This is a genomic window from Burkholderia diffusa (genome assembly GCF_902499115.1).
Taxonomy (GTDB): domain Bacteria; phylum Pseudomonadota; class Gammaproteobacteria; order Burkholderiales; family Burkholderiaceae; genus Burkholderia; species Burkholderia diffusa.
On sequence record NZ_CABVPN010000009.1, the window covers coordinates 102,252 to 124,193 of the forward strand.

Genomic DNA, 21,942 nt, shown 5'->3' on the forward strand with positions numbered 1-21,942 from the left:
GCGATGCCTATGACGATGGACAACGAAATCCTCACCACGCCCGCGCTGATCGCGCGGGCTGCCGCGCGCCACGGCGCGCATCCGGCGATCGAGTCGGAATACGGCCGGCTGACCTATGCGGAACTCGATGCGGCGCGTCTCGAAGCGGCGCGCGCGCTGCTCGCGAGCGGCATCGACGCCGGCGACCGGATCGCCGTTTGGGCGCCGAACCTGCCGCAATGGATCGTCGCGGCGCTGGCGATCCACACCGTCGGCGCGATTCTCGTGCCGGTCAACACGCGGATGAAGGGCATGGAGGTGGGCGGCATCCTGCACGACGGCGGCGCGCGGCTGCTGTTCTGCTGCGGCACCTTCCTCGGCGAATCCTATCCGGCGATGCTCGCGCCGCACCGGCCCGCGACGCTCGAACGCGTCGTCGTGTTCGACGGCGAGCCGCCGTTCGGCTCGCGCGACGAAACCTGGAACGCGTTCCTCGCGCGCGGCGCGGCGGTACCGCTCGCCGCCGTGCGCGAGCGCGAGGCGCAGGTGACACCGGATACCGTGATGGACCTGATGTTCACGTCCGGCACGACGGGCCGCCCGAAGGGTGTGATGACGGCGCACGGACAGAACCTGCGGGCCGCGCAGGCGTGGGCCACGATCGCCGGCGTGCACCAGGACGACCGCTACCTGATCGTCAATCCGTTTTTCCATACGTTCGGTTACAAGGCGGGCTGGCTCGCCGCGCTGTCGAGCGGTGCGACCGTGCTGCCGCATCTCGTGTTCCAGCCCGCCGACGTCTTGCGGCGCATCGCCGACGAACGCGTGTCGGTGCTGCCCGGCCCGCCGACGCTGTACTACGCGCTGCTCGATGCGCCCGATCGCGCGACGCGCGACCTGTCGTCGCTGCGGATCGCGGTGACGGGCGCGGCCGCGATCGCGCCGAGCCTGATCGAGCGGATGCGCGCGGAGCTCGGCTTCGAGACCGTGCTGACCGGCTACGGGCTGACCGAATCGTGCGGGTTCGCGACGCTGTGCCGTCATGGCGACGACGCGCAGACGATCGCCTGCACGTCGGGCCGGCCGATGCCGGGCGTCGAGTTGCGTATCGCGGGGCAGGACGGCGCGGCGCTCGGGCCAGACGAGACCGGCGAGATCTGGGTGCGCGGCTACAACGTGATGCGCGGCTACTTCAACCAGCCGGACGCAACGCGCGAAACCGTCGACGCGGACGGCTGGCTGCATACCGGCGACCTCGGCTGTGTCGACGCGAACGGCAACCTGAAGATCACCGACCGGATCAAGGACATGTTCATCGTCGGCGGCTTCAACTGCTATCCGGCCGAGATCGAGCGGCTGCTGGCCGCGCACCCGGCGATCGCGCAGGTTGCGCTGGTCGGTGTGCCCGATACGCGGCTGGGCGAAGTCGGGCATGCGTACGTCGTGCTGCGTCCCGGCGCGCACACCGACGCCGCCGCGCTGAACGACTGGGCGCGCAGCAACATGGCGAACTACAAGGTGCCGCGCCACTTCACGTTCGTCGAGCAACTACCGACGAGCGCGGCCGGCAAGGTGCTGAAGTACCGGCTGCGCGCGAGCACCGAAGCGGCGGCCTGACCGCCGGCGCGCGATATGTCACCAATGGAATGAACACATGAACGACACCGGATTTCCACAGGGCGCGGTGCTCATGTTCGGCGGCAGCGGCGGGATCGGGCAGGGCGTCGCCCTCGAATTCGCGCGCGCCGGCGTGCCGGTCGCGCTCGGTTATCGCAGCAAGGCCGACGTGGCCGAGCGGGTCGCGCGCGACCTGCGCGGCACGGGTGTCGCGGCCACCACGCATTGCGTGGACGTGACCGATCCCGCGCAGATCGATGCGGCGCTCGCGACAGCGATCGACGCGCACGGCCGCGTGCACACGATCGTGTGGGCGGCCGGCCCGTTCGTGAACCAGCGCCGAATCGGCGACATGACGCACGACGACTGGCGGCGCGCGATCGAGGTCGAGACCGTCGGCTTCTTCAATGCGGCGAAGACCGTGTTGCCGCATTTCCGTGCGTCGGGCGGCGGGTCGTTCGTGACGCTCGGCTCGGCCGGGCATCTGCGCTGGCCGGATCGCGATGGATTGTCGGTCGCGCCGAAGGCGGCGAACGAGGCGCTCGTGAGAGGGCTCGCGCGCGAGGAGGGCCGTCACGAGATTCGCGCGAATTCGATCCTGGTCGGCGTGATCGAGGCGGGGATGTTTCCGGTGCTGCTCGAACAAGGGCAGTTCGACCAGGCATGGATCGACGAGACGCAGAAAATGCTCGCGCTCAAGCGCTGGGGCAAGGCGCACGATATCGGGCGCGCGGCGGTGTTTCTCGCGTCGGACCGCGCGAACTACATCACGGGGCAGCAGTTGAACGTGTCCGGCGGGTACGGGTTGTAGCGGATGCAGGGGGCCCGCTTGGACGAGCGGGCTCGGCAGACGAACGCGTCAGTTGCTCCCGGCGCCGGATCTGCATACCGCCGGCGAACGGTATCGTCGGCCCACATTGCATGCATCGATGCGTATGAACGGCCATCCCACCAGCGACTGGTTGCGCACGCATCGTCCTCGGTATTCACCCTGACCCGTATCGCGCGATCTCGCCTCTCGGACCACGAGCGGTTCGCGCGAGGTCACGTTGATGAAACATTTTCTTCCGTGCGTGGCGTCACACGCGCTTGCCGGCCGCGGCGACTTCGCGTGCGCCGACGGCCGCGCACGCTTTCCCGGCGCGCGTCGCGACGCCCGATTCGCTGCTTCCCGGCATCGGGCACGGCGCTGACGCGCCGAAAACAGATGCGCTCCTGAAACATTTCCGTCGATTTCCTCCCGCGCAACCCCGGACGTCAGGCCGCGACGCTTGTCCCGCGCCGGTCCGCGCCGCATGGCACACGCCTTGCGGTTAGGCCGGAGCCGCTCGACACAACCGCGACCGATGGCAACGACGAATCGCGGGAGCGGCACGCAATGACATCGAAATATCGGGGATCGGATCGCGCCGCAGGATGGTGGCCGGTCGTGTCGGACGCGCAATGCGTCGTATCGGCGACACGAACGGACACCGCACGCGTGATCCGTCAAATAGCAAGCTTGCTTGCGAGATGTCGTGCCGGGGGGCCCGCTGCGCGTGGCGGCATGCGCTGCACGCGGCGGGTCGGCGCGCCCGGCACATGTCGGGGAGACGCCCGTGAAAATGACAATGAACCAATGGGCTGCGCTGGCGATGGTGTTCGCGGCTGGCGCGCACGCGCAGGAAATCTACCTGCAGGGCGGCACGCAAGGCGTCGGCATCGGCGCGGCCGTGAGCTTCAACTCCGTGCTGGGCGCACACGCGGATTTCAATGCGATCAATCTGACGCATGACTTCACCGTGGCCGGCAATCGCTATCAGGACGACATCAAGCTGCGGCAAGGCGGCCTGTATGCGGACATCTTTCCATGGCGCGGCAGCGGCTTTCGCGCGACGATCGGATTGCGCTTCACCGACGACGAAATCCGCGGCGTGTCGGTGCCCACCAACGGCACCTACGTCTTCGCCGGCAAGCGCTACCCGGCGCTGCCCGGGATGTATGCGGTCGCGGAGGCGCGCTATCCGACCGTGATGCCGTACGTCGGGATCGGCTACGGGCATCGGCTGGCGTCGAAAGGGCTCGGCTTCGTCGCCGATCTGGGTGTCGCATACGGGATCCCGCGCTCCTCTTACACGCTGTCGCCGGAACTCGCCGCCGCCGCCGGGCCGCAGAAGAGCCAGATCCTGACCTCCAGCGGCCTCGACGAACTGAACCGGATGATGTCGCGATATCGGTGGTATCCGGTCCTGCAGATCGGGATCTCGTATCGCTTCTGAGCCGGACGTGCTACCGGATGCGAATCAGCGCGGCGCTCACCGGCGCGACCCTCACGGCCACCTGCTGTTTCGCGACGGCAAGCGTCTGCTGCGGCGTGCCGTTCCATGCGCCATTCAGCGCGACCGCCTGCCCGCCGAACGTGATCGGTGTTCCGCCGTTGTAGATGCCCGGATTGGCGAGCTGGACACCCGTTGCGTCACCTGACGAAGCGAGCGTCATCACTGTCGCGCGCGACGCCTGCGAGTCGAGCGTGACGGTAACGTTTGCGGCGCTGGCCGTATCTTTGTTGTTGATGATGACGTAGGTCGCGCCCTGATTGGTCGCGACCGCGAATGCGCTCACGGCCGCCGTGCTCGGGCTGAGCGTCGTATTCAGGAATTGACCGGCGCCGCCGCCCGCGAAGATTTGCGAAAAGAGCAGCAGTGCGTAATAGAGCGGCTGCACGGCCGTGACTTCGCCTTGCGAATCGGCGATCGCGGTATAGCTCTTGATCGATCCGTTGTTGTGGAAATTCAGGCCGCTCGCGCCGTACTGCGCATGCGTGAAGATGAAATCGATCGCCCAAAGCGCGCTCGCGAACACGTTGCTGACGCCGGCCGGCTTCGTGCTGTTGAAATACGAATTGGTCTCGCCCATCCGGAACGGCACGCCGGCATTCTGCGCGGCGGACCGCATGTTTTGCAGGGCCGTCACGAGGTTGGTATCGGGGTAGGCGAGCATCCCGGCGATCGAGGGCGCGTTGTCGTTGTAGTTGCTGATGTAGTAGTGCTCCGTCAGCAGTGCGATGTTCCTGCCCTGGCTCGCCGCGAACGACTCCGCCCAGCCTGGCGTGTCGCTGGCGGCGGCCGGCCCGCTGAACACGGCGCCGCTGACGGCGCCCGCGATCGCCTGCGCGAACTGGTTCCATCCCGCGATCGTGCCCTGGGCGACCGTGCCGCCGTTCAGGAAGATGTCGTAGTTGATTCCGGCCAGGTTCGGCGTCCTGCGGTCGCCGTATTGATCGGGTTCGTTGCCGATCTCGAACGCGAGCAACTGGCCGCCGAGCTGCTGCGACACGTACAGCGCTTCGTCGGCCGCTTGCGACGGCGAGGTCACCGAGCCGCGCGCACCGGCGAAATTGATCCCGTAGATCACTTTCCATGCGGGACATTGCTTGAGGCACGCGCCGAATCGCGCCACGTCGATACGCGAAATCTGCCCCCGGATCTGCCCCGGCCCGTTGGGCGCCCACGTCAAGCGGTCGACGCTGTTGCCGCCGATGCGCAGCACGCCGCCGCCGAGCGTGTTGAGCAGGCCGATGAGGTTCGTGTTGTCGGCACGGAAGTAGTTGTCGTTGATGGCGCCTTTCTCGAAGCTGAGGCTCGCGAAGTGGGCATCGAGCGCGGCGGTGCCGGACGCGGCCGACTGCACGGCGAGCGTCAGCGAGACGCCGTCAGGGTGCGGGTCCGGCGGCGGTGCGTCGGATCCGCCGCCGCCGCAGGCGGCCAGCATCGATACGGCGGCATACGCGCCGAGGCGAATGAAGCCGCGCCGGTTCATCGCCGCCGACGCCTCGTACAGGTCGGACAGCGAAAGCGGGTTTTTTATGGTTTTCAATGGGTGATCCTGTAGGCCGTTATTGATATTTATGAAAGACATTAAACGCCGCTTGAGTAACATACCCGTTACACGGATCGAAGTCCATGATGCATGTGTCGAAGTTTGTCTCGGCGCTTCGTAGCCCGCTTACAGGCAGTCGGCGGAAGGCTGTAGCGCTTGTCCAGACTGGGTCGACGCCATGACGCCAGGTTGTCGACGACGATTCCCGGCTCGGGGTAAATCGTTGATTTCTACGCAGAAGAAATAAGCATTCCGGCCGATTTTTTCAGGCATTCCTGATGTTTCGTCCGTAAGAAAGATAAACCGCCGGACCGGTTATTCCGGCTGAACCGTACGCACGCCGTCGGCGTTGTCGCCGATGCCCGCGCGTCGTTGCGGCCCCGCTCGACCGATGTCGTTTGCGGCGCCGCAGCAACGCGGCATCGTTTCGCTGCGCGCACCCGCCGCGCCACGCTCTCTCTCCCCGCAGGCTCTCGTCCCAACAGACGATGTGACGCCATCCCCGACCGGCCAGAATCCTTTCACGAACAACGGAATCTGAACCTGGAGGAGGCCGACATGATCGATGTCCGTGCGCTCGGCTACGTCGTGGTCGAGGCGACCCGCGTCGATGCGTGGCGCCGCTACGCGGAAGACGTGCTGGGCATGCAGGCGCTCGACGCACCCGACGGCGCGCTGTACCTGAAGATGGACGAGCGCGATTTCCGCTACGTGATCGTCCCCGGCACAACCGACCGCTATTTCGCGTCGGGCTGGGAACTGCCCGACAGCGCCGCGTTCGACGCCGCGCTCGCTGCGTTGCAGCGCGCGGGCGTCGAAGCCGTGCGCGCCACGCGCGACGAGGCCGCGCTGCGCCGAGTGCAGGCCATGGCGTGGTGCACCGACCCGTCCGGCAACCGCCACGAGCTGTACTGGGGCGCGCGCTGCGACTTCCGCCGCTTCGTGTCGCCGCTCGGCGTCGCCCGCTTCGTCACCGGCGACATGGGGCTCGGCCACGCGGTACTGCCCGCGCCGCAGTTCGACGCGACCGACGCATTCGTGCGCGGCGTGCTTGGCTTCGAGCTGTCCGACATCTACCGCGTGAAGTTCACGCCGGACCCCGCCGAACCCGAGAAGCGCATTCACTTCATGCACTGCCGCAACGCGCGCCATCACAGCCTCGCGCTGTTCGAGATGGCCGTGCCGTCGGGCTGCGTGCACGTGATGGCCGAAGTCGACTCGATGGACGAAGTCGGCCGCGCGCTCGACCGGGTCGCCGCGCACGACGTGAAGATGTCGGCGACGCTCGGCCGGCACTGCAACGACCAGATGATCTCGTTCTACATGAAGACCCCCGGCGGCTTCGATCTCGAATACGGCTTCGGCGGCCTCACGGTCGACTGGTCGAAGCACGCGGTGTTCGAGGCCACCAAGGTGAGCCAGTGGGGCCACGATTTCAGCATCGGATACCGGTAAGCCAGCACGATGACGATGAAACCTCTCGACAAGACGATGTCCGCGCGCGACGTGGTCGCGCAACTCGCCGACGGCATGACCATCGGCATCGGCGGATGGGGGCCGCGGCGCAAGCCGATGGCGCTGGTGCGCGAGATCGCGCGCTCGAACCTGAAGGACCTGACGGTCGTCGCCTACGGCGGCGCCGACGTCGGCCTGCTGTGCGCGGCGGGCAAGGTGCGCAAGGTGGTGTTCGGCTTCGTGTCGCTCGACGTGATCCCGCTCGAACCGCATTTTCGCCGTGCCCGCGAACACGGCCGTATCGACGTGCTCGAACTCGACGAAGGGATGCTGCAGCTCGGCCTGCGCGCGGCCGCGGCGCGCCTGCCGTTCCTGCCGACCCGCGCCGGGCTCGGCACCGCGCTGCTCGATCACGCGCCGCAACTGCGCACGGTCAAGTCGCCGTACGACGACGGCGAGACGCTGCTCGCGATGCCGGCACTCGAACTCGACGTCGCGCTGCTGCACGTGAACGCGGCCGACCGGATGGGCAACACGCGCATCGACGGCCCCGATCCGTTCTTCGACGCGTGGATGGCGCGCGCCGCGCAGCGCTGCTACGTGTCGGCGGAAACGGTCGACGCGTCGCTCGCGACCGAAGACCTCGATGCCGCGAAACGCAACCCGTTCGAGCGCTCGCTCGTCACCGGCGTCGTGCATGCGCCGGGCGGCGCGCACCCGACGTCGTGCGGGCCGGCCTACGGCTGGGACCTGCCGCACCTGCGCGCGTACTGCGCGAGCGCGGAAGACGATGCGAAGACGGCGGCGTACCTGCGCGACGTGGTCGGCCAGGACGAACGCCAGTATCTCGAAGGCGTCGGCGGCCTGCCGCATGTGACGACGCTGCCGTTGCCGATTCTGTAAAGGAGCGCCTGTGAGCGAATCTCTCGACCATTCCCTCGCGGAACTGATGATCGTCGTGTCCGCGCGACTCTGGCGCGACGACGGCGAAGTGCTGGCGACCGGCATCGGCACGGGTCCGCGGCTCGCGGCCGGCCTCGCGCGGCTCGCCTACAACAACGGTCTGATGCTGACCGACGGCGAGGCGTATCTCGTCGAGGAGCCGGTCCCGCTCGGCCCGCGCCCCGACGGCCATCGCGTGAAGGCGAGCGGCTGGATGACCTACGAACGCGTATTCGACTGCCTGTGGCACGGCCGCCGCCACGCGCTGGTGATGCCGACGCAGATCGACCGCTTCGGCCAGGCGAACATCTCGTGGCTCGGCGACGACTACGCGCGTCCGAAGACGCAACTGCTCGGCGCGCGCGGCTTCCCCGGCAACTCGACGAATCACGCGAATTCATTCTTCGTCAGCGGCCACGGCAAGCGCACGTTCGTCGAAAGCGAAGTCGACATGGTCTGCACGGTCGGCTACAACCCGGCGCGCCGGCTGCCCGGCATGAAGACCTTCGTCGACCTGCGCAGCATCGTCACCGACCTGTGCGTGATGGATTTCGGCGGCCCCGATCACGCGATCCGCGTGCGTTCGCTGCATCCGGGCGTGAGTTTCGACGAGGTGCAGGATGCGACCGGTTTCCCGCTGGTCGCCGCACCGGAACTCGGCACGACGGCCGCGCCGAGCGCGGAAGACCTGCGCATCGTGCGTGCGCTCGACCCTCACAACCTGCGCGCGACGATCGTGCGCAACAATCCGGCGCCGCGCCGCGGATGAGGTCCGACATGGAAGCGACCCAGATGACGTTCGGCGAAGGTGTCGTCGACTACGCGGTCGAGGACGGCATCGCGACGATCACGATGAACCGTCCCGAGTATCACAACGCGCAGAACTCGAAGATGACGTATGCGCTCGACGCGGCGTTCCGGCGCGCGTCGCACGACGACGCCGTGAAGGCGATCGTGCTCGCGGGCGCCGGAAAGCATTTCTCGGCGGGCCACGACATCGGCACGCCGGGCCGCGACATTCACGAGTCGTTCGACCGCGCGTCGCTGTGGTACGACCACGTCGACAAGGAGGGCGGCGAATTCCTCTATGCGCGCGAACAGGAGGTGTACCTCGGAATGTGCCGGCGCTGGCGCGACCTGCCGAAGCCGACCATCGCGATGGTGCACGGCGCGTGCATCGCGGGCGGGCTGATGCTCGCGTGGGTATGCGACCTGATCGTCGCGTCGGAGGACGCGTTCTTCGCGGATCCGGTCGTGCGGATGGGCATTCCGGGCGTCGAGTATTTCGCACATGCGTACGAACTGAACCCGCGCATCGCGAAGGAATTCCTGTTCCTCGGCGAGCGGATGCCGGCCGAGCGTGCGTACCAGATGGGCATGGTCAATCGCGTGGTGCCGCGCGAGCGGCTGCGCGACGCGACCTACGCGATCGCCGCGAAGATCGCGACGATGCCGCGGCTCGGCCTCGCGCTGACCAAGCAGGCGCTGAACCACGTCGAGGAATTGCAGGGCAAGCGCGCGGCGATGGATGCGGCCTTCGCATGGCATCACTTCGCGCATGCCCACAACGAGCTCGTCAGCGGCGACCGCCTCGGCGGCTACGACGCGCGCAAGATGGCCAGCTCGCAGCGCAGGCCGGCGCAGGCGGACGGCGAAGGACGGACCGATGCGGCACCGGCCGCCGTCAACGGAGCCGCGGCATGAGCACGACGCTGCATACCCCGTTGTGCGATCTGCTCGGCTGCCGCTACCCGATCGTGCAGACCGCGATGGGCTGGGTGGCAGATGCACGGCTCGTCGCGGCGACCGCCAACGCCGGCGGCTTCGGCTTCCTGGCCGGCGCGACGCTGGAACCGGAGCAGGTCGAGGCCGAGATCCTGAAGGTGAAGTCGCTGACCGACAAGCCGTTCGGCATCAACTTCCACATGTTCCAGAAGAACGCCGCGCAGGTGGTCGATCTCGCGATCAAGCACCGGCTGCGCGCGGTCAGCTACGGCCGCGGGCCGGACGCGAAGACGATCCGCCGCTTCAAGGACGCCGGCATCGTCTGCATGCCGACCGTCGGCGCGCCGAAGCACGCGGCGAAGGCGGTCGAGCTCGGCGCGGACGTCGTCACCGTGCAGGGTGCGGAAGGCGGCGGCCACACGGGCTCGGTGCCGACCACGCTGCTGCTGCCGAAGGTGCTCGACGCGGTGCGCGTGCCGGTGGTCGCGGCCGGCGGGTTCTTCGACGGGCGCGGGCTGGCTGCTGCGCTCGCGTATGGCGCGGCCGGCATCGCGATGGGCACGCGCTTCCTGATGAGCGCCGAATCGCCGGTGCCGCGCGCGACGCTCGACCGGTACGTCGCGGTCGGCGACCCGGCGCGGATCCGCGTGTCGGACGCGCTCGACGGGCTGCCGCAACGCATGATCGACAACCCGTATCTGCTGAAGCTCGAGCGCTTCGGCCCGCTGCGCCGCACGCTGTTCGCGCTGAAGACGGCCGAAGCCTGGCGCCGTCAGAACGGGCTGCGCACGACCGACATGCTGGGCCTCGCGATCAAGGCGCTGCGCTCGCACGACTACACGGCGAGCCAGACGCTGATGGCCGCGAACGCGCCGTTCCTGATTCAGCGCGCGATCGTCGAGGGGCGGCCGGACGAGGGTGTGCTGCCGAGCGGCCAGGCGGCCGCGATGATCGGCGCGATCGAATCGTGCGACGCGCTGATCGCGCGGATCGTCGCGGAAGCCGGCGAGCGGCTCGACGCGCTGGCCGCGTTGCGCGGCGCGACGGCGACCCACGCGGCTTGAAAGACATCACAGGGAGGCAGTGGAGATGACTACATCCAAACAACCGGGCGGCGCGATGCCGTTCCGGATCGAGCGCGCCGACGGCATCGCCGAACTGGTGATCGCTCATCCGCCCGTGAACGCGCTCGATGCGCAGGGCTGGCATGCGCTCGCGCGGGCGCTCGATGCGCTCGGCGAGGACGACGACGTGCGCGTGATCGTCGTGCGCAGCGAAGGCCGCGGCTTCTGCGCAGGCGTCGACATCAAGGAGCTGGCCGCGCATCCGGAACGGATCGTGTCGGTCAACGCGGGCAACTACGAGACGTTCCGCGCGGTGCACCGCAACCCGAAGCCGGTGATCGCGGCGGTTCACGGCTTCGTGCTCGGCGGCGGGATCGGCATTTGCGGCGCGGCGGATATCGTCGTCGCGGCCGATTGCGCGCGTTTCGGCGTGCCGGAGATCGACCGTGGCGCGATGGGGGGCGGCGCGCATCTGCAACGACTGTTCGGCGTGCAGAAGGTCCGCGCGATGTACTTCACCGGCGAGATGATCGACGCGGCCGAAGCCTACCGGCTCGGCGCGGTCGAGCAGGTCGTCGCGCGCGATGCGCTGCGCGACGCGGCGCGCTCGATCGCCCGCAAGATCGCGGACAAGAGCCCGGCGATGGTGCGGCTCGCGAAGGAGGCGCTGAACGGCGTCGAGGACGGCGATCTCGAGGACAAGTACCGCTGGGAGCAGGGCTTCACGCTGCAGGCATACATGACCAACGACTCGACGGAGGCGCGTGCCGCGTTCGTCGAGAAGCGCGACGCGCGGTTCGACGCGCAAGCCGAGGAGGCACGCGCATGAACCTGACCTATACGCCGCAACAGCAGGCGTTCCGCGCGGAAATCCGCGAATGGCTCGCCGCGCACGTGCCGCGCGAGCGGCTGCCGAGCTTCGACACCGAGGAAGGCTTCATCGCGCACCGCGAATGGGAGCGCACGCTGCATTCGGGGCGCTGGAGCATGGTCACGTGGCCGCGCGAGCTGGGCGGGCGCGGTTGCGACCTGATCGAGTGGCTGATCTTCGAGGAAGAGTACTGGCGCGCCGACGCACCGATGCGCGTGAACCAGAACGGCATCTTCCTGCTCGGCCCGACGCTGATGGATTTCGGCACGGCGGAGCAGAAGGCGCGCTTCCTGCCGGCGATGGCGGCGGGCGAGCACGTGTGGGCGCAGGGCTGGTCGGAGCCGAACGCGGGCTCGGACATGGCCGCGATCCGCACGACGGCGATCCGCATCGGCGACGAATACGTGCTCAACGGCCAGAAGATCTGGTCGACACGCGCGGTGTGGGCCGACTGGCTGTTCGGGCTGTTCCGCAGTGATCCCGAATCGTCGCGTCACCACGGGCTCACGTTCCTGATGGTGCCGCTGTCGACGCCGGGCATCACGGTGCGGCCGATCCGCCAGCTGAACGGGCAGACGGGCTTCGCGGAAATCTTCTTCGACGACGTGCGCGTGCCGGTCGAGAACCGCCTCGCGGCCGAAGGCGCGGGCTGGCAGGTCGCGATGGCGACGGCCGGCTTCGAGCGCGGGTTGATGCTGCGTTCGCCCGCCCGTTTCCAGCGCACCGCGCAGGCGCTGCGCGACCTGTATCTCGCGCACCGCGACAGCGCGGATCGCGACCCGACGCTGCGCGAACGCGTGGTGTCCGCGTGGATGGATGCGCAGGCGTACGCGCTGTCGACCTACGCGACCGCGAGCCGGCTGCTGAAGGGCGGCCATATCGGCGCGGAGTCGAGCACCAACAAGGTGTTCTGGTCGGAACTCGATTTGCGGATGCACCAGACCGCGCTCGACATCCTCGGCGCGCACGGCGAGGTCGTCCCGCAGTCGGCCGCGCAGCACGCGATGCTCGGTCACTGGCTCGACGGCTTCCTGTTCGCGCAGGCCGGCCCGATCTATGCGGGCACCAACGAGATCCAGCGCAACATCGTCGCCGAACGGATGCTCGGCATGCCGCGCGCGTAAGCGCGCAGGCGCCACCCTCACTGAACGGACATCGTATGGATTTCGTATTCGATGAAGACCAGGAAGCGCTCGCGGACAGCGTGAAGCGCCTGCTGATGACCGAGATGACCCCGGAGCTGATCCGCGAGCTGTGGGCCACGCCGACGGGCCGCTCCGACGCGCTGTGGTCGCTGTTCGCGTCGCAGGGGCTGACCGCCGTGTCGGTGCCCGAGACGCACGGCGGTCTCGGCCTGACCGAAGTGGAATGGGCGTTGCTCGCGCAGACCTACGGTTATTTCGGCAGCCCGGAGCCGTTGCTCGACACGGCGCTCGTGTCGGCCGGCGTGCTCGCGCGACTGCCCGCCGCGGACTGGCGCGACGCGCTGCTGCGCGACATCGCCGAAGGGCGCGCGCGTGTCGCGCTCGTGCATCCGGTGAACCCGTATGCGGCCGACGTTCACGTCGCGCAAACGCTGCTGTGCGAGCACCGCGGCGAGCTGCACCGCGTGGATCCCGCGCAGTGCGCGTGGCGCCCGGTCGACAGCGTCGACCCGTCGCGGCGCCTGTTCACGCTCGACTGGGAGCCGTCGGCGGCCACGCGCATCGCGAGCGCCGACGAAGCCGCGCCGCTGCTCGATCGCGCGCTCGACCACGGCGCGTTTGCGGTCGCGGCGCAGCTGCTCGGCCTCACGCAGCGCGTGCTCGACGTCGCGATCGACTACAGCGCGCAACGCAAGCAGTTCGGCAAGGCGATCGGCTCGTACCAGGCGCTCAAGCATCTGCTCGCCGACGTCGCGATTCGCTATGAGTTCGCGCGGCCGGTGGTGGCGCGCGCGGCCCGGGCGATCGCCGACGATCATCCGCAGCGCGCGGTGCTGGTGTCGCACGCGAAGCTCGCGGCGACCGCCGCCGCGCAACTGGCCGCGCGCCACACGATGCAGGTGCACGGCGCGATCGGCTACACGTGGGAGCTCGACCTGCAGATCTTCATGAAGCGGATCTGGGCGCTCTCCGGCAGCTGGGGCGACAACGCATTCCACAAGGCCCGCGTGGCCGACGCGATCGTCGGCCAGGCATTGCCGATCGGCCCCGCGCAGACTTTCGACTTCGAGGAAACCCACTGATGAAACAAGCCTATATCGTCGACGCGCTGCGCACGCCGACCGGCCGCCGCAAGGGCAGGCTCGCGCACGTGCATGCGGCGGACCTCGGCGGCTTCGTGCTGAAGACGCTCGTCGAACGCAACGCGATTCCGGCCGACGAATACGACGACGTGGTATTCGGCTGCGTCGACACGATCGGCCCGCTCGCCGGCAACATCGCGCGCACCTGCTGGCTCGCGGCCGGGCTGCCGCTGCAGGTGCCGGGCGTGACGGTCGACCGCCAGTGCGGCTCGTCGCAACAGGCCGTGCATTTTGCCGCGCAGGCCGTGATGAGCGGCGTGCAGGACGTGGTGGTGGCGGGCGGCGTGCAGACGATGACGCAGATCCCGATCTCGTCCGCAATGACGAGCGCGGCGCCGCTCGGCTTCAACGACCCGTTCTCGGGCAGCACCGGCTGGCGCGCGCGCTTCGGCGACGCGCCGGTGTCGCAGTTCGTCGCGGCACAGCGGATCGCCGATCACTGGAACCTGTCGCGCGACGCGATGGAGCGTTACGCGCTGGAAAGCCACCGCCGCGCGGTGGCGGCGATCGAGGCTGGCCATTTCAAGCGGGAAATCGTGCCGCTCGAAGGCGTGATGCACGACGAAACGCCGCGACCCGACACGTCGCTGGAAAAGATGGCGACGCTCGAACCGCTGATGCCGGGCGGCTCGCTGACGGCCGCCGTCGCAAGCCAGACCTGCGATGCGGCCGCCGCGTTGCTGATCGTGTCGGAGGACGCGCTGAAGCGCTACGGGCTCACGCCGCGCGCGCGCATTCACCACCTGAGCGTGCTCGGCGACGATCCGCTGTGGATGCTCACCGCGCCGATCCCGGCGACCAAGGCCGCGTTGAAGAAGAGCGGGCTCGACTGGTCGCGGATCGACGTTGTCGAAATGAACGAGGCGTTCGCGTCGGTCGCGCAGGCGTGGCTCGCCGACACGCGCTTCCCGCACGAGAAGACCAACCCGAACGGCGGCGGCATCGCGCTCGGTCACCCGCTCGGCGCGACCGGCGCACGGCTGATGACGACACTGCTGCACGAACTGGAACGTATCGGCGGCCGTTACGGATTGCAGACGATGTGCGAAGGCGGTGGCCTCGCGAACGTCACGATCATCGAGCGCCTGTGAGCGCGGCACTTTCACGATCTCTCGATCCAGGAGGCACAAGCATGGGAATCTGTAACGGACGCACCGCCATCATCACCGGCGCCGGCGGCGGGCTCGGGCGCGAATACGCGCTCGCGTTCGCGGCCGAAGGCGCGGCGGTCGTCGTCAATGACATCCGCCACGAGGCCGCGCAAGCCGTGTGCGACGAGATCGCACGACGCGGCGGCCGCTCGCTCGCGAATGCCGACGACATCACCAGGATCGATACCGCGCAGCAGATCGTCGATGCCGCGCGCGAAGCGTTCGGCGACGTGCACGTGCTGGTCAACAACGCGGGCATCTGCCGCGACAAGATGTTCACCAGCATGACCGAAACCGACTGGGATGACGTGATGCGCGTGCATCTGCGCGGCCACTTCTGCCTGTCGAACGTGCTGGCGCGCGTGTGGCGCGACGCCGCGAAGGCCGGCAATCAGGTCGACGCGCGCATCGTCAACACGAGTTCCGGCGCCGGGCTGCAAGGGTCGATCGGTCAGTCGAACTATGGCGCGGCGAAGGCCGGCATCGCGGCGCTCACGCTGATGCAGGCGGCCGAGCTGCAGCGGTACGGCGTGCGCGTGAACGCGCTCGCGCCGGCCGCGCGCACGTCGATGACCGAAGGCGTGTTCGCCGACATGATGAAGAAGCCCGAGGACGGCGGCTTCGACTACTTCGATCCGGCCAACGTCGCGCCGCTCGTCGTGTGGCTCGGCAGCCCGCTGTCGGCCGATGTGACGGGCCAGGTGTTCGAGGTCGCAGGCGGGATGATCGCGGTCGCCGAAGGCTGGCGCACCGGCCCGAGCGTCGACCGTGGCGCGCGCTGGGCGCCGGCCGAGGTCGGCCCGGCGGTCGCGCGGCTGCTCGCCGACGCGCGTCCCGCGCAGCGTGTGTACGGGAGCTGAGGCATGGATCTGGCGCTCACCGACGAACAGGCGATGATTCGCGACGCGGCGGCCGACGTGCTCGCCGAACGTAGCGCGTCCGCCGACGTGCGCCGCGCGCTCGAGCAATCGGCCGGCCGCGACGACACGCTGTGGGCCGCGCTCGCAGGCGAGCTCGGCTGGAACGCGCTGTCGCTGCCGGAGGCGGCAGGCGGGATGGGGCTCGGCGCGGTCGAACAGACCCTGTTGATGGAACAGCTCGGCCGGCGCGTCGCGTGCGTGCCGTATTTTTCGACCGCGTGCCTGGCTGCGACCGCGCTGGCGAGCTGCCCCGACTCGCCGCACGCGATCGGCTGGCTCGCGAAGATCGCCGAAGGTGCATGCAGCGCGACGCTGGCATTGCCGTTCGAGCTTCCGGCCGGTGCCGGGCAGTTGCCGGTCGTCGCGGAAGAAGCAGCGGGCGGCTATGCGCTGTCCGGCACGATCGAACAGGTGATCGACGGGGCGCGCGCCGATCTGCTGCTGATTCCCGCGCGGATCGCGAACGAAGGGCAGTCGATCGGCCTGTTCGCGATCGACGTCGCTACGGCGCCCGGCCTGCGCATCACGCCGCTCGACACGCTCGACGCGACGCGGCCGATCGCGCGCATCGTCCTCGACGAAATCCGTGTGAACCGCGACGCGTTGTTCGCCGTCGGCGCCGTTGCCTGGCAGGTGCTCGAGCGCGCCGGATGGTTCGCGGCGCTCGCGCTGGCCGCCGAGCAGCTCGGCGGCGCACAGCAATGCCTCGACCTGACGCTCGACTACACGGGCCAGCGCGTGCAGTTCGGCCGCGCGATCGCGTCGTTCCAGGCCGTCAAGCATCGCTGCGCGCAGATGATGGTGCTGATTGAATCCGCACGCTCGGCCGTGCTCGGGGCGGCGCACGCATGGGATGCGGAAGCGGGCGGGGCGGTGCCGGGCGCGGCGTTGCGCGGCGACGTCGCGGCCGCGAAAGCCGCCGCGAACGACGCGTATGCGTTCTGCGCGCAGGAAGCGATCCAGTTGCACGGCGGTGTCGGCTTCACGTGGGAATACGACCCGCATCTCTACTTCAAGCGCGCGCAGGCGTCGCTCGCGCAGTTCGGCAGCACGCCGCAACTGCTCGAATGGCTCGCACGCCACGCGATCGACGGCGACACGTCGCGGCGCGAGGCGGCACCGACATCGGCACAGGCGTCGATGGCCACGCGTGCGTCCGCCGCGCGCACGGGAGCACTCCAATGAACAGCGAAACGCGCGAACAGCAATTGCGGCACGAAGTCGCCGACTGGGTGCAGTCGCATCTGACCGGCGAATTCGCCTGCCTGAAATTTCGCGGCGGCCCCGGCGACGAGGAAGCGTTTCCGGAACTGCGCAAGGCGTGGGAACGGGAACTGGCGCACGGTGGCTGGACCGGCCTCGGCTGGCCGACCGACTCGGGCGGCCGTGGCTTCACGGTCGCCGAGCAGGTGATCTTCCACGAGGAATATGCGCGCGCCGGCGGCCCCGGCCGGATGGGCCATATCGGCGAAGGGCTGCTCGGGCCGACGCTCGTCGCGTGCGGCACCGACGACCAGCGCGCGCGCTTTCTGCCCGGCATTCTCGCCGGCACGCAGTTCTGGTGCCAGGGCTACTCGGAGCCGGGCGCGGGCTCCGATCTCGCGAACGTGCGCACGCGTGCCGAGCAGGACGCGGACGGCACGTGGCACGTGTACGGCCAGAAGGTGTGGACGTCGCTCGCGCACGATTCCGACTGGATCTTCGTGCTCGCGCGCACCGATCCGGCATCGAAGGGCAACAAGGGGCTGTCGTTCCTGCTGATGCCGCTCGACCAGCCGGGCATTGAGATCCGCCCGATCAGGCAGCTCAACGGCGGCGCCGAATTCAACGAAGTGTTTTTCGACGGTGCGCGCGCGCAAGCACGCGACCTGGTCGGCGCGCCGGGCGACGGCTGGCGGATCGCCATGACGCTGCTCGGCTTCGAGCGCGGGATGTCGACGCTCGGCCAGCAGATGCAGTTCGTCCGCGAGCTCGAATGGGTGATCGACGCCGCGCGGGAATCGGGCGCCGATCGCGACCCGGTGCTGCGCCAGCGGATCGGCCGCGCGTGGGCCGGGCTGCGCGTGATGCGCTACAACGCGCTGCGGATGCTGTCCGGCGCGGACGACGCGAACGGCGGCGCCACCGCACCGCTGCGCCGCGAGGCGCTGATCTACAAGTACTTCTGGTCGAACTGGCACCGCGACCTCGGCCAGCTCGCGATGGACGCGCTCGGGCCGCGCGCGAACGTGATCGATCCGGCCGACGAGAAGCTCACCCATCTGCAGCGCGTATTCCTGTTCTCCCGTGCGGACACGATCTACGCCGGCACCAACGAAATCCAGCTCAACATCATGGCCGAGCGCGGGCTCGGCATGCCCAGAGAACCACGAGGCACAGCATGACCGAACCCCAGATCCAGAAAGCGCCGGCCTACGTGCCGGGCCACCAGCTGCTCGCCGGCAAATCGGTGCTGATCACGGCCGCCGCCGGCGCCGGCATCGGCTTCGCGGCCGCGCGCCGCTGCGCGGAGGAAGGCTGCCGCGCGCTGTTCATCTCCGACATCCACGAGAAGCGCCTCGAACAGGCAGTGGAGACGCTGCGCGCCGAAACGGGGCTGCGGCAGGTCTACGGCCGCCTGTGCAACGTCGCGGTCGAGGACGACGTGCAGGCCCTCGTGGCCGATGCGCAGGACAAGCTCGACGGCGTCGACGTACTGATCAACAACGCCGGGCTCGGCGGCGCCAAACGCATCGTCGAAATGGACGATGCCGAATGGTCGCGGGTGATCGACATTAGCCTTACCGGGACGTTCCGGATGATGCGCGCGATGCTGCCGCACATGCAGGCCCGCGGCCGCGGCGCGATCGTCAACAACGCATCGGTGCTCGGCTGGCGTGCGCAGGCGGAACAGGCGCACTACGCGGCGGCGAAGGCGGGCGTGATGGCGCTCACGCGCTGCGCGGCGCTCGAGGCGTCGCCTTACGGGGTGCGCATCAACGCGGTCGCGCCGAGCATCGCGATGCACGATTTTCTGAAGAAGTCGGCCCCGGCCGACTTGCTGAATCAACTGGCGTCGCGCGAAGCCTTCGGGCGCGCCGCCGAAGTCTGGGAGGTCGCGAACGTGATGGTGTTCCTTGCAAGCGATTACGCGTCGTACATGACGGGCGAAGTGCTGTCGGTCAGCAGCCAGCACGCATGATGGAGACGACCCTCGACCCCGTGCGCGCGACGCCCCGCGTGTTCGCGCATCCCGATGAACTCGCGGCGGCCGTCGGCTGCACGCTCGGCGCGAGCGCGTGGCTCGCGATCGACCAGATCCGCATCGACGGCTTCGCCGACGCAACGGGCGATCACCAGTGGGTGCACGTCGACCCGGTGCGGGCGAAGGACGGCCCGTTCGGCGCGTGCATCGCGCACGGCTACCTGACGCTGTCGCTCGTCAACCATTTCCTGCCGCAGATCGTGCGCATCGACGGCGCGCGGCTCGGCGTCAACTACGGCTGCGACAGGATCCGTTTCCCGGCGCCGGTGAAGGTCGGCGCGCGCGTGCGGGGCGTCGGCGAGCTGCTGCGCGTCGAACCGCTCGACGGCGGCGTGCAGGCGTGGATCCGCGTGACCGTCGAGATCGAAGGCGAAGGCAAGCCCGGCTGCGTTGCCGACACGATCAGCCGTTACTACTTCTAGTTCCAGATTCAGAGAGCCAGCTCATGGAAGACGCAGTCATCGTTTCCGTCGCACGCACGCCGATCGGCAAGGCGTTTCGCGGCATGTTCAACGACACCGAGGCGCCCGCGCTGGGCGGCCACGTCGTGCGCACCGCGCTCGAACGCGCGGGCGTCGCGCCGGCCGACGTCGATGACGTGCTGATCGGCTGCGCCGCGCAGCAGGGTACGCAGGGCTACAACATCGGCCGCCTGTCGGCGGCGGCGGCGGGGCTGCCGGCGTCGGTGCCCGGCATGGCGATCGACCGCATGTGTTCGTCGGGCCTGATGTCGATCGCGAGCGCCGCGCGCAGCATCGGCGCGGGCGACGCGCGGATCGTCGTCGCAGGCGGCGTCGAATCGATCTCGCTCACGCAGAACAAGCACAAGAACGGCTACCGCGCGCGTTCGCAGGCCGTGCTCGACCTCCAGCCGGCCGCGTACATGGCGATGATGGAAACCGCCGAGATCGTGTCGCGCCGCTACGGGATCTCGCGTGCGGCGCAGGACGAATTCGCGCTGCAGAGCCACCAGCGCACCGCTGACGCGCAGGCGGCCGGCCGCTTCGACGCGGAAATCGCGCCGCTCGACGTGACGCGCGCGCTGTTCGACAAGGAAGGCAACCTGACCGGTCACGAGGCCGTGCGCGCGGCGCGCGACGAAGGCGTGCGCGCCGATACGACGGCCGAGCGGCTCGCGGGGCTCAAGCCATCGTGGAGCGGCGGCAAGGTCGTCGAGCAGGGCGAGTTCGTGACGGCCGGCAACGCGTCGCAGCTGTCGGACGGCGCGGCGGCGGTGGTCGTGATGTCGCGCGCCGAAGCCGCGCGTCGCGGGCTCGCGCCGCTCGGCACCTTCCGCGGGCTGGCCGTGGCCGGCTGCGAGCCGGACGAGATGGGCATCGGCCCGGTGTTCGCGATCCCGAAGCTGCTGGCGCGCTTCGGGATGACCGTGCGCGACGTCGGGCTGTGGGAGCTGAACGAGGCGTTCGCGTGCCAGGCGCTGTATTGCCGCGACACGCTCGGCATTCCCGACGAGCGGCTGAACGTCGACGGCGGCGCGATCGCGCTCGGCCATCCGTTCGGGATGTCGGGCACGCGGATGACGATGCACGCGCTGCTCGAAGGCGCGCGCCGCGGCGTGCGGCATGCGGTCGTGACGATGTGCATTGGCGGCGGGATGGGTGCCGCCGCGCTGTTCGAGGTCGGTGCGTAACGGCATTCGACGCAGCCGCACCGGCGGCCGGACCGGCAGCCCGGAACGGCCGCCATCCATTCGGAACCATGCGAGGCCGCGGCAACGACCGACGGCCCGGAGACTTGCAGCGGCAGGGCGAGCGCGTCGGCGCTGGCCCGGGCCGCTTGCCAGGACAGGAGACAACCGATGAAACGTACCTTGCCAGGACTCACGATGTCGGCGCTTGTGCTCGGCGCCGCGCTGTTCGCGTTCTCGCCGCGACCGCTGCCGGCGTTCCCGGTCACCGCGATCCATGCGGACCGCCTGCAGATCAACGGGCTCGCCCGCGCCGGCACGCGCATCGTCGCGGTCGGCGAGCGCGGCGTGATTCTGCTGAGCGACGATGCGGGCCGTCGCTGGCGGCCGGCCTCGGTCACGCCCGATCAGGGCTCGACGCTCACGCAGGTGAGCTTCATCACGCCGACGCTCGGCATCGCGGTCGGCCACGACGGCCGGATCATGCGCAGCGACGACGCGGGCGTGCACTGGCGCGAGGTCCACAGCGACCACGCGCGTTCCGATCCGCTGTTGTCCGTCTGGGGCAGCGCGAAAGGCCCGCTGTTCGCGGCCGGCAGTTTCGGCCAGCTGCTGCGCTCGGACGATGCCGGACTCACGTGGCAGCCGCTGAAGACGCCGGCGGGCGACCGCCACCTGAACGCGATCGTCGGCGACAGCCACGGCAACCTGCTGATCGCGGGCGAGAGCGGCACGCTGCTGCGCTCGACCGACAACGGCGCAACCTGGGACACACTCCCGTCGCCGTACGCAGGCTCGCTGTTCGGCGCGCTGATGCTCGCGAACGGCGACTGGGTCGCGTACGGCATGCGCGGCAACGTGCTGCGCAGCACCGATCGCGGCGCGACCTGGACGCACGTCGACAGCCGCGTGCCGGTGTCGTACTTCGGCGCGACCCAGCTTGCCGACGGTGAACTCGTGCTGGTCGGCCAGGGCGGCGCGATCGTCGCGTCGCGCGACGGCGGCCTGACCTTCGACGTGCGCAAGCTCGGCGGCGTACAGAGCCTCGCTGCCGTGCTCGACATGGGCTCGGGCGCGCTGCTGCTCGGCGGCGAGGCCGGCGTCGCGCCGCTCGCCGCGTCGCCGTCCTGATGCGGGCGGCGCTTGCCGCCGCCCGCATCCGTTCGCCTCGCCGAGCCGAC

20 protein-coding genes are annotated in these 21,942 nt (G+C 69.2%); 19 read left to right on the forward strand and 1 reads right to left on the reverse strand.

Features of this window, described 5'->3' with window-relative positions; genetic code table 11:
* Nucleotides 1-9 precede the first annotated feature (9 nt).
* From BTE28158_RS11100 to BTE28158_RS11110, 3 genes are all read left to right on the forward strand, one after another.
* The gene (locus BTE28158_RS11100) at nt 10-1,596 is read left to right on the forward strand and encodes a FadD3 family acyl-CoA ligase (RefSeq protein WP_151047255.1); all 1,587 of its coding nucleotides are present in this window, start codon (nt 10-12) and stop codon (nt 1,594-1,596) included.
* A gap of 37 nt (nt 1,597-1,633) precedes the next feature.
* Nucleotides 1,634-2,407, forward strand: coding sequence for an SDR family NAD(P)-dependent oxidoreductase (locus BTE28158_RS11105; RefSeq protein WP_151047253.1), 774 nt, complete (start codon nt 1,634-1,636; stop codon nt 2,405-2,407).
* A gap of 793 nt (nt 2,408-3,200) precedes the next feature.
* Nucleotides 3,201-3,854, forward strand: a complete 654-nt coding sequence (locus BTE28158_RS11110) for a hypothetical protein (protein ID WP_151047251.1) — start codon at nt 3,201-3,203, stop codon at nt 3,852-3,854.
* A 10-nt stretch (nt 3,855-3,864) separates the two neighbouring features.
* Here BTE28158_RS11110 and BTE28158_RS11115 read toward each other — a convergent pair whose 3' ends face one another.
* Entirely contained in the window at nt 3,865-5,451 is a 1,587-nt protein-coding gene (locus tag BTE28158_RS11115) for a hypothetical protein (protein WP_151047249.1), read from the reverse strand.
* A gap of 561 nt (nt 5,452-6,012) precedes the next feature.
* Between BTE28158_RS11115 and BTE28158_RS11120 the strand changes: the two genes are divergently transcribed.
* The 16 genes from BTE28158_RS11120 to BTE28158_RS11195 all read left to right on the forward strand — a co-directional run bounded on the left by BTE28158_RS11120 (nt 6,013) and on the right by BTE28158_RS11195 (nt 21,892).
* A complete protein-coding gene (locus BTE28158_RS11120; protein ID WP_151047247.1) occupies nt 6,013-6,909 on the forward strand; it encodes a VOC family protein in 897 nt (298 codons plus the stop codon).
* A gap of 9 nt (nt 6,910-6,918) precedes the next feature.
* The gene (locus BTE28158_RS11125; RefSeq protein WP_124903938.1) at nt 6,919-7,812 is read left to right on the forward strand and encodes a CoA transferase subunit A; all 894 of its coding nucleotides are present in this window, start codon (nt 6,919-6,921) and stop codon (nt 7,810-7,812) included.
* Between the two features lie 10 nt (nt 7,813-7,822).
* Nucleotides 7,823-8,620, forward strand: coding sequence for a CoA-transferase subunit beta (locus BTE28158_RS11130; RefSeq protein ID WP_151047245.1), 798 nt, complete (start codon nt 7,823-7,825; stop codon nt 8,618-8,620).
* 8 nt (nt 8,621-8,628) lie between these two features.
* The gene (locus BTE28158_RS11135) at nt 8,629-9,555 is read left to right on the forward strand and encodes an enoyl-CoA hydratase (protein WP_059679406.1); all 927 of its coding nucleotides are present in this window, start codon (nt 8,629-8,631) and stop codon (nt 9,553-9,555) included.
* Entirely contained in the window at nt 9,552-10,640 is a 1,089-nt protein-coding gene (locus BTE28158_RS11140) for an NAD(P)H-dependent flavin oxidoreductase (RefSeq protein ID WP_151047243.1), read from the forward strand. Before BTE28158_RS11135 ends, BTE28158_RS11140 begins: the two co-directional genes overlap by 4 nt.
* 25 nt (nt 10,641-10,665) lie before the next feature.
* Nucleotides 10,666-11,469: an enoyl-CoA hydratase family protein gene (locus BTE28158_RS11145; RefSeq protein ID WP_151047241.1), complete on the forward strand. Its 804-nt coding sequence runs from the start codon at nt 10,666-10,668 to the stop codon at nt 11,467-11,469.
* Nucleotides 11,466-12,635 carry an acyl-CoA dehydrogenase family protein gene (locus tag BTE28158_RS11150; protein WP_124903942.1) on the forward strand — a complete coding sequence of 390 codons (1,170 nt, stop codon included), beginning with the start codon at nt 11,466-11,468 and terminating at the stop codon, nt 12,633-12,635. The genes BTE28158_RS11145 and BTE28158_RS11150 overlap by 4 nt, the downstream gene beginning before the upstream one ends.
* A 35-nt stretch (nt 12,636-12,670) precedes the next feature.
* Nucleotides 12,671-13,738 carry an acyl-CoA dehydrogenase family protein gene (locus BTE28158_RS11155; RefSeq protein ID WP_151047239.1) on the forward strand — a complete coding sequence of 356 codons (1,068 nt, stop codon included), beginning with the start codon at nt 12,671-12,673 and terminating at the stop codon, nt 13,736-13,738.
* Nucleotides 13,738-14,889, forward strand: a complete 1,152-nt coding sequence (locus BTE28158_RS11160; RefSeq protein ID WP_151047237.1) for an acetyl-CoA C-acetyltransferase — start codon at nt 13,738-13,740, stop codon at nt 14,887-14,889. The genes BTE28158_RS11155 and BTE28158_RS11160 overlap by 1 nt, the downstream gene beginning before the upstream one ends.
* 41 nt (nt 14,890-14,930) lie before the next feature.
* The gene (locus tag BTE28158_RS11165; RefSeq protein WP_151047235.1) at nt 14,931-15,809 is read left to right on the forward strand and encodes an SDR family oxidoreductase; all 879 of its coding nucleotides are present in this window, start codon (nt 14,931-14,933) and stop codon (nt 15,807-15,809) included.
* Nucleotides 15,810-15,812: 3 nt separating this feature from the next.
* Nucleotides 15,813-17,054 (forward strand): acyl-CoA dehydrogenase family protein, encoded by a 1,242-nt coding sequence (locus tag BTE28158_RS11170; protein WP_151047233.1) that lies wholly within the window; start codon nt 15,813-15,815, stop codon nt 17,052-17,054.
* Nucleotides 17,051-18,253 carry an acyl-CoA dehydrogenase family protein gene (locus tag BTE28158_RS11175; protein ID WP_151047231.1) on the forward strand — a complete coding sequence of 401 codons (1,203 nt, stop codon included), beginning with the start codon at nt 17,051-17,053 and terminating at the stop codon, nt 18,251-18,253. The genes BTE28158_RS11170 and BTE28158_RS11175 overlap by 4 nt, the downstream gene beginning before the upstream one ends.
* Nucleotides 18,250-19,050: an SDR family oxidoreductase gene (locus BTE28158_RS11180; protein ID WP_124622825.1), complete on the forward strand. Its 801-nt coding sequence runs from the start codon at nt 18,250-18,252 to the stop codon at nt 19,048-19,050. Before BTE28158_RS11175 ends, BTE28158_RS11180 begins: the two co-directional genes overlap by 4 nt.
* Nucleotides 19,050-19,535, forward strand: a complete 486-nt coding sequence (locus BTE28158_RS11185) for a MaoC family dehydratase (RefSeq protein WP_151047366.1) — start codon at nt 19,050-19,052, stop codon at nt 19,533-19,535. The genes BTE28158_RS11180 and BTE28158_RS11185 overlap by 1 nt, the downstream gene beginning before the upstream one ends.
* 23 nt (nt 19,536-19,558) lie before the next feature.
* Nucleotides 19,559-20,764 carry an acetyl-CoA C-acyltransferase gene (locus tag BTE28158_RS11190; RefSeq protein WP_151047229.1) on the forward strand — a complete coding sequence of 402 codons (1,206 nt, stop codon included), beginning with the start codon at nt 19,559-19,561 and terminating at the stop codon, nt 20,762-20,764.
* 168 nt (nt 20,765-20,932) lie between these two features.
* On the forward strand, nt 20,933-21,892 hold the full coding sequence (locus tag BTE28158_RS11195) for a WD40/YVTN/BNR-like repeat-containing protein (protein WP_151047227.1): 960 nt from the start codon (nt 20,933-20,935) through the stop codon (nt 21,890-21,892).
* Nucleotides 21,893-21,942: the final 50 nt, after the last annotated feature.

Bases quoted from the DNA above. Each gene is read 5' to 3' on its own strand.
- BTE28158_RS11100 (WP_151047255.1), top strand. From the start codon at position 10: ATGACGATGGACAACGAAATCCTCACCACGCCCGCGCTGATCGCGCGG.
- BTE28158_RS11105 (WP_151047253.1), top strand. From the start codon at position 1,634: ATGAACGACACCGGATTTCCACAGGGCGCGGTGCTCATGTTCGGCGGC.
- BTE28158_RS11110 (WP_151047251.1), top strand. From the start codon at position 3,201: ATGACAATGAACCAATGGGCTGCGCTGGCGATGGTGTTCGCGGCTGGC.
- BTE28158_RS11120 (WP_151047247.1), top strand. From the start codon at position 6,013: ATGATCGATGTCCGTGCGCTCGGCTACGTCGTGGTCGAGGCGACCCGC.
- BTE28158_RS11125 (WP_124903938.1), top strand. From the start codon at position 6,919: ATGACGATGAAACCTCTCGACAAGACGATGTCCGCGCGCGACGTGGTC.
- BTE28158_RS11135 (WP_059679406.1), top strand. From the start codon at position 8,629: ATGGAAGCGACCCAGATGACGTTCGGCGAAGGTGTCGTCGACTACGCG.
- BTE28158_RS11140 (WP_151047243.1), top strand. From the start codon at position 9,552: ATGAGCACGACGCTGCATACCCCGTTGTGCGATCTGCTCGGCTGCCGC.
- BTE28158_RS11145 (WP_151047241.1), top strand. From the start codon at position 10,666: ATGACTACATCCAAACAACCGGGCGGCGCGATGCCGTTCCGGATCGAG.
- BTE28158_RS11150 (WP_124903942.1), top strand. From the start codon at position 11,466: ATGAACCTGACCTATACGCCGCAACAGCAGGCGTTCCGCGCGGAAATC.
- BTE28158_RS11155 (WP_151047239.1), top strand. From the start codon at position 12,671: ATGGATTTCGTATTCGATGAAGACCAGGAAGCGCTCGCGGACAGCGTG.
- BTE28158_RS11160 (WP_151047237.1), top strand. From the start codon at position 13,738: ATGAAACAAGCCTATATCGTCGACGCGCTGCGCACGCCGACCGGCCGC.
- BTE28158_RS11165 (WP_151047235.1), top strand. From the start codon at position 14,931: ATGGGAATCTGTAACGGACGCACCGCCATCATCACCGGCGCCGGCGGC.
- BTE28158_RS11170 (WP_151047233.1), top strand. From the start codon at position 15,813: ATGGATCTGGCGCTCACCGACGAACAGGCGATGATTCGCGACGCGGCG.
- BTE28158_RS11175 (WP_151047231.1), top strand. From the start codon at position 17,051: ATGAACAGCGAAACGCGCGAACAGCAATTGCGGCACGAAGTCGCCGAC.
- BTE28158_RS11180 (WP_124622825.1), top strand. From the start codon at position 18,250: ATGACCGAACCCCAGATCCAGAAAGCGCCGGCCTACGTGCCGGGCCAC.
- BTE28158_RS11185 (WP_151047366.1), top strand. From the start codon at position 19,050: ATGGAGACGACCCTCGACCCCGTGCGCGCGACGCCCCGCGTGTTCGCG.
- BTE28158_RS11190 (WP_151047229.1), top strand. From the start codon at position 19,559: ATGGAAGACGCAGTCATCGTTTCCGTCGCACGCACGCCGATCGGCAAG.
- BTE28158_RS11195 (WP_151047227.1), top strand. From the start codon at position 20,933: ATGAAACGTACCTTGCCAGGACTCACGATGTCGGCGCTTGTGCTCGGC.